This is a genomic window from Gemmatimonadaceae bacterium, from assembly GCA_019637355.1.
Classification (GTDB): Bacteria; Gemmatimonadota; Gemmatimonadetes; order Gemmatimonadales; family Gemmatimonadaceae; genus Pseudogemmatithrix.
The window spans coordinates 304,542-317,082 of the sequence record JAHBVT010000001.1; the positions used below are offsets into that span (position 1 = coordinate 304,542).

Annotated in this window: 11 protein-coding genes; 4 read left to right on the plus strand and 7 right to left on the minus strand. The window is 69.9% G+C overall.

The window, feature by feature from the left end; all coding sequences use genetic code 11:
- Window positions 1-49: 49 nt before the first annotated feature.
- Together KF689_01300 and KF689_01305 are read left to right on the plus strand one after the other, a co-directional pair.
- On the plus strand, window positions 50-745 hold the full coding sequence (locus KF689_01300; GenBank protein MBX3132006.1) for an SURF1 family protein: 696 nt from the start codon (window positions 50-52) through the stop codon (window positions 743-745).
- Between the two features lie 69 nt (window positions 746-814).
- Entirely contained in the window at window positions 815-2,746 is a 1,932-nt protein-coding gene (locus tag KF689_01305) for an acyl-CoA dehydrogenase family protein (GenBank protein MBX3132007.1), read from the plus strand.
- Here the strand turns inward: KF689_01305 and KF689_01310 are convergent.
- The 6 genes from KF689_01310 to mgtE form a co-directional block, all read right to left on the minus strand.
- Complete coding sequence (locus tag KF689_01310) at window positions 2,710-3,432, minus strand: cytochrome c (protein MBX3132008.1); 723 nt, start codon at window positions 3,430-3,432, stop codon at window positions 2,710-2,712. The genes KF689_01305 and KF689_01310 overlap by 37 nt on opposite strands.
- 22 nt (window positions 3,433-3,454) lie before the next feature.
- A complete protein-coding gene (locus KF689_01315; GenBank protein MBX3132009.1) occupies window positions 3,455-4,441 on the minus strand; it encodes a hypothetical protein in 987 nt (328 codons plus the stop codon).
- Window positions 4,442-4,445: 4 nt separating this feature from the next.
- Entirely contained in the window at window positions 4,446-5,033 is a 588-nt protein-coding gene (locus tag KF689_01320) for a sigma-70 family RNA polymerase sigma factor (GenBank protein MBX3132010.1), read from the minus strand.
- 39 nt (window positions 5,034-5,072) lie between these two features.
- Entirely contained in the window at window positions 5,073-5,972 is a 900-nt protein-coding gene (locus KF689_01325) for a DMT family transporter (protein MBX3132011.1), read from the minus strand.
- Complete coding sequence (locus KF689_01330) at window positions 5,950-6,729, minus strand: DMT family transporter (GenBank protein MBX3132012.1); 780 nt, start codon at window positions 6,727-6,729, stop codon at window positions 5,950-5,952. The genes KF689_01325 and KF689_01330 overlap by 23 nt, the downstream gene beginning before the upstream one ends.
- Before the next feature lie 110 nt (window positions 6,730-6,839).
- Window positions 6,840-8,255, minus strand: a complete 1,416-nt coding sequence (gene mgtE, locus KF689_01335; GenBank protein MBX3132013.1) for a magnesium transporter — start codon at window positions 8,253-8,255, stop codon at window positions 6,840-6,842.
- 193 nt (window positions 8,256-8,448) lie between these two features.
- Here mgtE and KF689_01340 point away from each other — a divergent pair, with 193 nt between their 5' ends.
- Window positions 8,449-10,980: a carbohydrate binding family 9 domain-containing protein gene (locus KF689_01340; protein MBX3132014.1), complete on the plus strand. Its 2,532-nt coding sequence runs from the start codon at window positions 8,449-8,451 to the stop codon at window positions 10,978-10,980.
- 277 nt (window positions 10,981-11,257) lie between these two features.
- Here the strand turns inward: KF689_01340 and KF689_01345 are convergent, their stop codons facing one another.
- Window positions 11,258-11,503, minus strand: coding sequence for a hypothetical protein (locus tag KF689_01345; protein MBX3132015.1), 246 nt, complete (start codon window positions 11,501-11,503; stop codon window positions 11,258-11,260).
- A 148-nt stretch (window positions 11,504-11,651) separates the two neighbouring features.
- Here KF689_01345 and KF689_01350 point away from each other — a divergent pair, with 148 nt between their 5' ends.
- The gene (locus tag KF689_01350) at window positions 11,652-12,539 is read left to right on the plus strand and encodes an NAD(P)-dependent oxidoreductase (GenBank protein MBX3132016.1); all 888 of its coding nucleotides are present in this window, start codon (window positions 11,652-11,654) and stop codon (window positions 12,537-12,539) included.
- The last annotated feature ends 2 nt before the right edge of the window (window positions 12,540-12,541 follow it).

Consider the following 12,541-nt stretch of genomic DNA (forward strand, 5'->3'; position numbering starts at 1 on the left):
GGCGACACACCAGCGTCGTGCAGCAGCCCCGACTCCGTGCCTCCACACTATGCGCATCAAACGCCTCCTCGCCCTCGTAATTCCGCTCGTCTGCGCCGCCCTGTTCCTGCGGCTCGGGATGTGGCAGCTCGACCGCCATCGGGAGGTCGCTGGCGAGAACGCGGGGCTCGCCGAGCGCCTATTGCTGCCCGCGGTCGAGCTCTCTACCGTCGAGGGCGGTCCAGACGAGGTTCGTTGGACGCGGGTACAGACCGGCGGACGCTTCCGCTACGACCTCGAGCAGGTCCACGCCTCGCGCCCGTCGCAGGGCTCGCCTGGCGTGCATCTCCTTACGCCACTTGAACTTCCGGGCACGGACACCCTCCTGCTCGTGGTCCGGGGCTGGGTGTACTCGGCCGATGCGTCCTCAGCCGAACAGGCTCGCTGGAGGGAGGCGGATTCGGTCACGCTGCGCGGATACCTCCTGCCGTTGCCGGATAGCGGTCCGCCCCCGCCGGCGGACCGGCCCACGCTCATTCGCGCGCTCAACCGCCGGGCGATGGAAGCCCGCACGGGCCGCCCCTTCGCCCGCGTGCAGCTCGTGATGACCTCTGACTCCGCCGCCCGCGCCGACTCCGTGCCGCGCCGCCTGCCGCCGCCCACCGTGGATGCCGGCCCCCACCGCTCCTACGCCGCGCAGTGGTTCGCCTTCGCGATCATCGCCGTCGTCGGGGGTGTATTGCTCTTTCGCCGCACTCCGGGGTAGGGTACAGACACCCTGCGGGAAGCGCTGCGACCCGCGATCGCTGGACCAACATCCCTGGAGGTGGCCGCAATGGCCGACCAGTCCCACGCCCTCGCCTCCGAGCAGGAGGCGCGCGATGTCGCCGAGGACGCGCGCGAGTCCGAGTGGCAGCACCCGAGCTTCGTGAAGGAGCTCTTCCTCGGCCGCTTCCGCGCCGACCTCGTCCATCCGCACCCCGCCGACGACCCGGCCGCGATGCGCGACGCCGAGCCTTTCCTCGCCGCGCTCAAGCACTTCCTCGAGACCGAGTACGACGCCGACCTCGTCGATCGCAGCGGCGACATCCCCGAGGCCTACGTCCAGCGCCTGCGCGAACTCGGGGCCTTCGGGATCAAGATTCCCAAGGAATACGGCGGGCTGGGCCTTTCGCAGATGGCCTATGTGAAGGCGATGGAGCTCGTGACGAGCAAGTGCGGCTCGCTCTGCGCGCTGCTCTCGGCCTCGCAGAGCATCGGCGTGCCGCAGCCGCTCAAGCTCTTCGGCACCGAGGAGCAGAAGCAGAAGTTCTTCCCGCAGATCGCCAAGGGCGGCATCACCGCCTTCGCGCTCACCGAGGTGCACGCCGGCTCTGACCCCGCCAACCTTGCCACCACCGCGCGGCCCAGCGAGGACGGCAAGCACTGGATCATCAATGGCGAGAAGCTCTGGTGCACCAACGGCACCCGCGCCGACCTCTTCGTCGTGATGGCACGCACGCCCGACCGGATGGTCAACGGCAAGCTGCGCAAGAAGCAGATCACCGCGTTCATCGTGGATGCCAAGACCCCCGGCATCGAGATCAAGCATCGCTGCCGCTTTATGGGCCTGCACGCGATCGAGAACGGCTGGCTCTCGTTCACCGACGTGAAGGTGCCCGCCGAGAACATCCTCTGGGGCGAAGGGCAGGGGCTCAAGCTCGCGCTCATCACGCTCAACACCGGGCGGCTGACCATCCCCGCCAGCGTGGCCGGTGCGACCAAGGGCCTGCTCAAGGGTGTGCGGCAGTGGGCTGGCGAGCGCGTGCAGTGGGGCCAGCCCATCGCCAAGCACGAAGCCATCGCGCATAAGCTCGCGCGGATGGCCGCCAGCACCTTCGCGATGGAGTCCGTCGCGTACCTCTCGACGGCGCTGTACGAACGCGGCGGCACCGACATCCGTCTCGAGGCCGCCATCGCCAAGATGTTCAACACCGAACTCGCCTGGCGCAGCGTGGATGACGCGCTGCAGATCCGCGGCGGCCGCGGCTACGAGACCGCCGACTCGCTGCGCGCGCGCGGCGAGACGCCGCTGCCCGTCGAGCGCGCGATGCGCGACTCGCGCATCAACCTGATCTTCGAAGGCTCCAGCGAGATTATGCGCCTGTTCATCGCCCGCGAGGCCGTGGACGCGCATTTCTCACGCGCCTTCCCGATCGTCGATCCCAAGAGCACGTTCGGCACGCGCGTGAAGTACGCGCTGGCGGCGGCGCCGTTCTATGCGACGTGGTATCCGGCCCGCTGGATCCCCGAGTTCCGGCGCTTCGGCGAGTTCGGGCGCAACGCGCGGCATATGCGCTACGTGGCGCGCACGACCAACCGCCTCGGGCGCACGCTGTTCCACGCGATGCTGCGCTTCGGTCCCAAGCTCGAGAAGCGGCAGATGGTGCTCTTCCGCGCCGTGGATATCGGCGCCGAGCTCTACGCGATGAGCGCCACGCTCTCGCGAGCGCAGATGCTCGCGCGCGAGGGGAATCGCCAAGCCATCGCGCTCGCCGATGCCTTCTGCCGCGAGGCGCGCGACCGCATCGAAGGCAGCTTCCGCGCCCTGTACGGCAAGCACGACGGCTCGCTGTACCGGCTCGCGCAGGCCGTGGTAAAGGGCGACCACGCCTGGCTCGAACAGGGCATCGTGGATGGATACGGTGCGGCGGCGGGCCATACCGCGCCCGCCGCCGTACCGCCCCCGGCTCAGTCGCGCGACGCCACCGACCTGGCGTTGAGGTAGGCCGCGATCTCGCGGGCCTCGCCCGCAGTGACCTCCAGTTGCGGCATCACCGCCTGACGCGACCCGAAGCGGGGCTGCGTCGGGCGCAGTGCGTCGGTGTCGGTCATCTTCTGCACGAGGAACTCTGCGGGGAAGCTCCGGCCCGTGAGGTCAGGCCCCACGCGCATCTTGGGGTAGTCGCGCAAGGCGGCGTCGTCGGCCTTGGTGTGGCAGCCGACGCAGCCCTTGGCGACGAACAGCGCCCGGCCACGACCCAGCGAATTCGGCGCCGCGCTCGACGCGCGTGTCACACGCGTGCCGGCCGCGTGCACCGTCATCGGGAGCAGGTCCACCGTCCAGCCGTGATAGTCAGTGTCCACGCGGACGTGCAGCGGTTCGGCGCTGCCCGGCGTGAACGTTGCCCGGTACACCCCAGGCTCGCGCGTCCGCTCTGCCTCCACGCGCTGCCGTTGCCCCAGCAACCCGCCCGACCGCAACTGCAGCACCGGTGCGCGTCCGGTCATCAGCTCCTCCCCGTGCTGCCGCAGCGTGAAGGTCAGCGTCGTCGCCTCGCCGACCACGACGGACTCGGGAAGTTCGTGCACCGTCAGGATTGCCCAGCCGCCACGCAGCGCCGGCGCGGCGGCCGTCACCGCCGCCAGCAGGCCCGCCCCGCCCAACACCATCCCCAGCGTCCTCGCGCGCATCCCAACCTCCGCCGCCAAAGGGTCAGTCCATCAGCCACAGCCAGACCCGCTGCGCGGCGACCACCCACATCGGTCCCGGTTCCTCGCCCCACATCGGGTGGAGCGAGCGCCGCCAGCGATCGAGCATCTGACGGTCGAGCGCGACGATTCCTTCCGTCGTGACGCCGGCCGGCCGTTCGGCCCGCGCGGCCAGTGCATCGATCACGCGCCGCCGCGACGGTCCCTCCACGCGCTGCAGGAGATGCCAGAGCGTGATGCCGGTCGTCTGGCGCCGCACGATGGCCGGCAAACCCGCGTCGAGGCTGTCGAGCGCGGCGAGCGTACGCTCCACTGCCGCGCCGCCACCCTCGGCGGCGGCCACCCGCTCAAGGCTCGCGATGACTTCGCGCGGCCAGCTCGGGACGTGCGGGATGCCAGGCACGCCGCCGGCGCGCACGCGCGCGCTCAGACCCGCTGGCACCAGCACCCGCGCGTCGCCGCGGCCGAGTTCCACCCACCCGGCGGAGACGTGCAGCGCCGTGCCGCCGTCCTCGGTCACCTCCAGCTGATAGACACAGCCGAGATCCGCGGCGACGGCGCTCGGCGTCTCGACGAAGAACAGCCGCGGCGGCGCGGCGATGACGGCGTCCAGCGCGCCGCGCTCCAGTACCAGCCGATGCTCGTGCCACGCCCCGCGCGCGATCCGCGCGCGCGAGCCCGGGGCCAGCGCGACCTCGCCGATGCGACCGACCGCGAGCCGCAGCGTGTCGTCGCCGGTCTCCAGCCAGTTGCTGTCGAGCGCGACGCCAGACGCCGCGGCCATCGCGACCCACTCGGAGGGCGCGGCGAACTGCCGGTACGTGCCGGCGCCAGCGCCGAGCACCAGTGCGGCCAGTGTGGCGGCGACGGCGACCATCGGCGGCAACGGGCGCCGCCAGCGTGGCACGTCAGTCGTCGCCAAGCGCGCGCGGATCGCCGTCCAGTGCCGCTCGGGATCCGGGAGCGGGGCTTCGCCCAGGCGACGGCGCATCTCGTCAGGCTGCATCGGGAGCCCCCGTCGCGCCGACGCGCGTGTCGCCGCCGAGCCGGCGACCGATGGCCTCGTGCGCCCGGTTCAGCCTGGAGGCGACCGTACCCGCCGAGACGCCCAACGCCGCGCCGATCTCGTCGTAGGAGAGGTCGTCGTAGTAGCGCATCAACACGACCATCCGGAGCTTCGGCGACAGGGCGTGGACGGCACGATGCAGTGCTGGGTCGCCCGCCTCCGTCGCTGGCGACGATTCATCGACCGGATGCAAGGCCTCCGGCAGGTCGCCGACGAACACGAAGCGCCGCCGTCGCCGCAGCTCGTCGATGCAGGCATTCGCCACGGCGCGGTACAGGTAGGTGCTCACCCGCGACTCGGCTCGGAACCCGCTGGCGGCATTGAAGAAGCGCACGAAGACCTCCTGGGTCGCGTCCTGGGCGGCGGCGCCGTCGCCCTTGAGATAGTGCAACGCGATGGCGTGTACGCGGTCGCGGTAGCGGTCAAAGAGCGCACGCTGCGCGGAAGGCTCGCCGCGGCGGCAGCCCTCGATCAGCGCGACGTCATCCGGCGTCGCTGGCGCGCTCGAGTGACCCATCTGGCAATGAGACGCGGCAAGGGGGAAAATCCTTCCACGCTACGCTACGCGGTCGCGCCGGAGCTGCAACAGCAGCACCGCCCCGATGATCAGCACGCCCCCCAGCACCGTCGGGAGCGTCAGCGCCTGCCGGAGCACGAGCACACCGAGCAGGGCCGTCAGGAATGGCTCGACGGTGGAAACGATCGCGGTGCGCACGGGGCCGAGCCGCACCAGGCCCATCAGGAAGAACACGCCGGGCAGCACCGTCGAGAACAGGGTCAGCACCGCAATCACCGCCCAGGTGCTCGGCTCCATCCGGTACGTGAACGACCCGTCGCTGACGGCCAGCACGAGGAAGGCCAGCGCCGAGCCGATCTTCCCGTACGCAGACACCGGTGCGACGGGATGGTCCTTGGCCAGCACGCGCATCATCGGGATGTACGCGCCGTAGATCATCGCGGCGCCGATGGCCAGTGCCACGCCGCGCCAGTCGAGGCCAGCTGCGCCTGGCATCCCCACCATCACGCCGATGCCGGCGAAGCTCAGCGCCAGCGCGAGGGCGCGCCGTCCGTCCAGTCGCTCGGCGCCACGCACACTCTGCACCAAGGCCACCCACGCGGGATACGTATAGAAGAGAAACGCCAGCGTCGCGGCCGGGATGTACGCCAGCGCGCTTAGCGCGACGAACACGAGCAGCGCCTGTCCGCCGCCGCCCAGCGCCACGAGCTGCAGCATCTCGTTGGGGCGGATGCGCTTGTAGTTGCGCGCGCCCACCCAGGCCACGAGCACCACGGCGGCTAGCGTGTAGCGCCAGGCCAGCACGGTGGCGAGGGTCAGGCCGGCGGCCGTCGCCAGCGACGTGAGGATGGCGACGGCCGCGAAGCCGGCCGCCGCGAGCAAGGTGAAGAAGGTGCCGGCGCCGAGGGCGCCCGCTTCAGGCCGCGTGGGGGAGTTCATCGATGGGAGGGGTGGCGCGTTCGAGCACGACGATGGCGGCCACGATGCAACCGCCGCCGAGGAGGGTCGGCACGCCGAGCGGCTGCCGGAGGATGAGCAACGCGAGCACGGCGGTGAACAGCGGCTCGGTGGTGGAGAGGATTGCCGCGCGCACGGGCCCGACGACGGCGAGTCCGCGCAGAAAGGTCAGGAAGGCGACGACCGTGCAGTACAGCGCCAAGATCGCCGCGAAGCCCCAGGCCAGCGGGCTCATCGTGCGCAGCAGCACGCCGTCGAGCGCCGCCGCGATCGCGAAGATCGTCGCTGCGCCGGCAATGAGGAACGCCGACGCCGTCTCCGGTGCGAGCGTGCCGCGCAGGCGCTGCAACAGCGGGATGTACAGCGCGTAGATCACTGCCGAGAGCAGCGCACGCCAGACACCGGGCCAGGGCAGGGCAAGGTTCCAGGGCGCACCGACCATCATCGTGATGCCCAGCAGCGCGAGCGCCAGTGCTGCCACGCGCACGGGCGTCAGCCGCTCGAGTCCAGCTACGGCGGCGAATATCGCCACCCAGGCCGGATATGTATAGAAGAGGAAGCCGAGCGACGCCGCGGGCAGCCACTGCAGGGCCGACAGCGAGAAGTACGTGACCAGCGACTGCCCGCCGCCGCCGAGCACCATCAGCGCCAGCACGCGTTGCCACGGCACGTCGGCAAGCGCGCGCGGCCCGGCGAGCGCGGCCAGCACCGGCGCCGCGAGTGCGTAGCGCCAGGCCATCAGCGTCAGCAGCCCGACGCCGACGCGCGCCCCGAGCGTCGTGACGATGCTTAGCGCCCCGTATGCGCTCGCCGACGCGATGATCAGCAGTGCGGCCCGGCGGGATGTGGTCAGAGCAGCGTCCCGCGCAGGAGCAGCAGGGCCATCGAGAAGTAGAGCACCACGCCGGTCACGTCCACCAGCGTCGCCACCAACGGTGCCGATGCGCTGGCGGGGTCGAAGCCGGCCCGCCGCAGCACGAAGGGCAGCATTCCGCCGGTGAGCGTGCCGAAGAGCACGACGCCGACGACCGTCGCGCCGATCGTCGTCGCGAGCAGCACGTAGTGCTCACCGAAGGGATAGAACCCCATCCACTGCCAGAGCAGGATCCGCAGCACGCCGACCAGCGCCAGCAGGAGACCGAGCACCAGCCCCATCCCCGCCTCGCGCAGCAGCACGCGTGACCAGTCGCGCGGCCCGAGCTCCTGCAGCGCCATCGCGCGGATGATCAGCGACGTCGCCTGCGAGCCCGAGTTGCCGCCCGAGGAGATGATCAGCGGCACGAACAGCGCCAGCACCGTCGCCGAGGAGATCGCGTCCTCGAAGAAGCCCATCGCCGCCGCCGTGAACATCTGTCCGACGAAGAGCACGATCAGCCACGGCGTGCGCTTCTTGAGCAGGTCGAGGAAGCCCACCTGCAGGTAGGGCTCCTCCAGCGCCTCGAGGCCGCCGAACTTCTGCACGTCTTCCGTCTGCTCCTCCTGGATGACGTCGATGACGTCGTCCACGGTGATGACGCCGAGCAGGTGGCGGTCCTCGTCCACCACGGGGACGGCGGCGAGGTCGTAGTTGGACGTGAGCTGGGCGACGGTCTCCGGATGCGCGTCCGCAAGCACGGTGACGACCTCGCTCCAGGCGAGATCGCCGAGCTTCGTGCCCTCGGGCGCCGCGAGCAGCTCGCGCAGAGAGAGGACGCCGGTGAGCACGCCGCGCGCGTCCACCACGTAGATGGTCTGCATCGCCTCGCGCCGTCCTGCGCGCGCGATGGCGCGAATTGCCGCCAGCGCCTCCTCCACCGTTTGCTGCTCCGGCACCGAAACGAACTCGGTGGTCATCAGGCCGCCGGCGGTGTCCGGCTCGTAGCGCAGCAGCGCCTCGGTCTCGCGGCGCTCGCGTTCCGGGAAGGCTTCGAGGATGTGGTCGGCCGCCTCCTCGTCCATCTCCTCGAGCGTGTCCACGCGCTCGTCGGGTGTCATCCCCGCCACCAGGGCCGCCGCCTGCTCCGGTTCCATCGTCTCGAGCAGGTCGGTGCGGAGTTCCTCGCTCAGGTACTCCAGCACCTGCGCGGCGCGCGGCACGGGCAGCACGGCCAGCAACTGCGGCACCAGGGCGCGGTCAATCAGTTCGGCGACGTCGGCGAGGTCGGCCGGGTGCAGCTCCTCCGTCTCCGCGGCGACGGACCGCGGATCCGTCTCGAGCAGGTCGAGGATGTCGGGCGCTACCAGGGCGGCGAGAGACCGCTCGGGCTCGATGGGCGCTGGTTGCATAGGAGCGGCGGACGGGGATGCCCGAAAGTAAGCCGGGCGGCGGACGGGTGGAACCCGCAGCGGATGGAAGGACGAAACCCTTTGCCGCGTCTGTCTGTCGAAACTGGCACGACACCACGGGCGTACGCCCGCCTACGCCGTCCCACGCAGGGCCCGTCCCCCACCGGGTACCTCACACACCCGGATCGTTCCGATGTTCGTTGAGCTCTTGCTCGCCTTTCAGACGGTGGTGGCCACCGGCCCTGCAGCCCCGCCGCGCGAGCGTGCGAAGGATCCGCCGCCCCCGCGCAGCATCCCCGCCCCGACTGCCCGCGGCGCCACGGCCGCCCGCGCCGAAGTCCCGCCCGTGCTCGATGGCCTCGACACCGACGAGGTCTGGCGCAGCGCACCGGCCATCACGCAGTTCCGGCAGTTTGATCCGGTGGAAGACGGTGACCCTCGCTACCGCACCGAGGCTCGCGTCGCCTACGATGCCAAGTACCTCTATGTGTTCGTGCGCGCCTATGATCCGGCGCCCGATTCCGTGATGGCCTTCCTCTCGCGCCGCGACGCCCGCACGCAGAGCGACTACATCCACCTGATGGTGGACAGCTACAACGACAAGCGCACCGGCTTCCGCTTCACCGTCAACCCGATCGGCGTCAAGCGCGACGTCTACATCTCCAACGACGGCAACGAGGACCTCTCCTGGGACGGCGTCTGGGATGCCGTGACCAAGGTGGACGAGCAGGGCTGGACGGCGGAGTATCGCATCCCGTTCAGCCAGCTGCGCTTCCCCGAGGCCGAGGCGCACACCTTCGGTTTCGCCATCTGGCGCGACATCGCGCGGCACAACGAGCGCATCTCGTGGCCGCTGTACCGCCGAACGCAGATGGGTTTCGTCTCGCAGTTCGGCGAGGTGGACGGGTTCCGCGGCATCGCGTCGCCGCGCCGCCTCGAGGTGCTGCCGTACTCCGTGACCAGCGACGCACCGCGTCCGACGGCCACCGGCTTCGGCCGCCAGCAGACCCTCACGCTCGGCGCCGACGTGAAGTACGGCATCACGTCCAACCTGACCCTCGACGCCACCGTGAACCCCGACTTCGGCCAGGTCGAGGCCGACCCGGCGGTACTGAACCTCGGGGCCTTCGAGCAGTTCTTCGAGGAGCGGCGCCCGTTCTTCCTCGAGGGCGCCGGCATCTTCAACTTCGCCAGCAACCTGTTCTACTCGCGTCGCGTCGGGCGCGCGCCGCAGCTCGGCGGTACCTACTATCGCGACGACAATCCGCTCAACACCACGATCCTCGGGGCCGCCAAGGTCACCGGGCGCACCGCGGGCGGATTGAACGTCGGCTTCGTCAATGCCGTGGCCGATCGCGAGCTCGGCGATGCCGGCCGCACGATCGAGCCGCAGACCAACTACGCCGTGCTGCGCCTCTCGCAGGACCTGCGCAACGGCAACTCCGGCGTCGGCCTGATGGCGACCGCCACGAACCGCTCGCTCGACGATGACACCCGGCGCTTCCTGCGCGAAGGCGCGTACGCGCTCGGCGTGGACGCCCGTCACCGCTTCGGCCCAAACAACAACTTCCAGGTCTCGGGCTCGGCCGTGGGTTCGCTGGTCACCGGCAGCCAAGAGGCGCTGTGGCGCACCCAGCGCAGCGCCGTGCACCAGTTTCAGCGCCCCGACTCGCGCTACGAGGTGGACTCGAGCCTCACGCAGATGGCCGGTTCGCGCTTCAACGTGAGCCTCGGGAAGAACGGCGGCGGCATCACCCGCTTCAACACCGGCGTCACGCGGATCAGCGCCGGCTACGAGGTGAACGACGCCGGTTTCCAGACCCGTGCCGACATCACGCAGAACGGCAATTGGTTCGGCCTGCAGTTTATGCAGCCCACCAAGCTCTACCGTCGGCTGTTCGTAAACTTCAACCAGTGGAACGACTTTACCACCGACGGCTTGCACCTCAACACCGGTGGCAACATCAACATCAACGGTGAACTGCCCAACCAGTGGTGGTTCTGGACCGGGTTCAACGTCAACGGCATCGGCGAGGTCTACGATGACCGCGTGATGCGCGGCGGCGCCGCGCTGCGGCGCAACCAGCGCGTGAACACGTGGTTCGGCTTCGAGACCGACCGCCGCAAGTCCGTAGCCTACGTTACCGAACTGTGGGCCGTCTTCAAGGATGTGTCCGGTTCGTACAACTGGGGCGTCGATCCGATGCTGCACTTCCGCGCCGGGGGCCGCGTGCAGGGAAGCGTCGCCCTCAACTACTCGGAGTCCGTCAACGACCAGCAGTGGTACAACAATTTCAACACGCCCGGTGGCGTCGCCTACACTTTCGCGCGGCTTGAGCAGAAGACGGCCGGCGTCACCACGCGTCTCGACTACACGATGACGCCGGCGCTCTCGCTGCAGCTCTACGCCCAGCCCTTCGTCACGGCCGGCGACTACTCCGACCTCCGCGAGGTCGTCGCCCCGCGCGCGGACCGCTATGAGGACCGCTTCCAGCCCTACACGGCAGCGGAACCCGACGACTTCAACTTCAAGCAGTTCCGGTCCAACACCGTTCTGCGCTGGGAGTACCGTCCGGGATCGGTGCTGTTCTTCGTCTGGCAGCAGGGCCGCCAGGACTTCCGGAACCCCGGCAGCTTCGACTTCGGCCGGGATTACGGTGACCTGTTCCGGACACGGTCCGATAACACGTTCCTGATCAAGGCGAGCTACTGGTTCAGCTTGTAGGACGGATGACGGAGGACGGAGGACGGAAGACGGAAGGGACCGTCCTCCTTCCGTCTTCAGTCTTCCGTCTTGAAACCCAGTAAACCCTCCGGCCGTACCCAGTGTCTGAAGGACTGCAGGACCCGATGGAGAGTGGCAGTGGGGTGCGGGCCGGTGCTGGTGGGGGGCCGGCCGACCCCCCTGCCCACTCACCAGAAGGGGTTCCACTACGCAACGCGACAACTCAAGGGGCCTCTGGCGATGTTGTGAAGGGCATCGTCGGGGGCCTCTTGGGCGTCTAGGCCAGCGGCAACTCCCGCGGCAGCCGGCGCAGCGTCGTGAGCACGAACCCCGCAGCAGCCACCGCCGCCCCAAGCTCGGCCTCCAGGGCCTCGAGCTCCGCGTCCCGCCGCTCGCACTCGATCTCGGCGCGCCCCAGCTCCACCTGTGCGCGCAGTACTCCAGGCACCCCCGCGAGCGCGGCAAACACCGCGTGCTTGGCGTGGACCGCCACCATTCCGGAGATGACCAGTTCAAGGCGCACGCCGGAAACTAAGGGCTCCGCGCGAGGCCGAGGACGGTTGGAGTCCCCGTCCCAGGCGCCGAACCGAATACCTTGATTCATCTCCCCGCCGCCTCCCATCTCCCGTCTCCCCGCCGTCACCCACCTCCCACCTCCCCTCTCCCCCGCAATGTCCATTGCGTTCCTCGGCCTCGGCGCCATCGGCACCCCGATGGCCCGCCACCTCGCTTCCCGCCCCACGCCGCTGCGCGTCTGGAACCGCACCGCCTCGCGTGCCGCAGCCTTTGCAGCCGCCCACGGCGCGACCCACGCCGCCACCCCAGCCGACGCCGCCCGCGGCGCCGACATCGTCATCACCTGCTTCCCCGTCTCCCGCGACGTGGAAGCGCTGCTCGACGGTCCGGACGGTCTTCTCGCTGGGATGTCGACCGGCAGCACGCTCGTCGACTGCACCTCGGGCGATCCGGCCACGTCGCGGCGCATCGCGGCGCGACTCGCGGCGCGGGGCATCGGATTTCTCGACGCACCGGTCTCGGGTGGCGTCGCGGGAGCGGAAGCCGGCACGCTCACCGTGATGGTCGGCGGGGATGCGGCCACGCTGGAACGCGTGCGTCCCGCACTGGAGGCCTTCGGCAAGCGCATCGTGCCCTGCGGCTCTGTGGGAGCCGGCGACGCGGTGAAGGCCGTCAACAACGCCCTGCTCGCGCAGCACATCATCGGCACGGCCGAGGGCCTGCACGCGCTGGCCGCGATGGGAGTGGATCCAGCCGTCGCGCTTGAGGTGATCAACAATTCCAGCGGGCGTTCCAACGCCAGCCAGAACCTCTTTCCCGAGCGGGTGCTCACCAAGGCCTATCCGCGCACGTTCCGCCTCGCGTTGCTGGACAAGGACGTCGGCATCGCTGCCGGCATCGCCAAGGAGGCGGGCGTGCCGGCGCCGTTGCTCGACGCGGCCAGCGCGCTGTACCGCGAGGCGCACGCCGCGATGGGCGAGGAGGTGGACCACGTCGAGATAGTGCGCTGGCTCGAACAACGAATCGGCGGTGGGGCTGCGTAAAC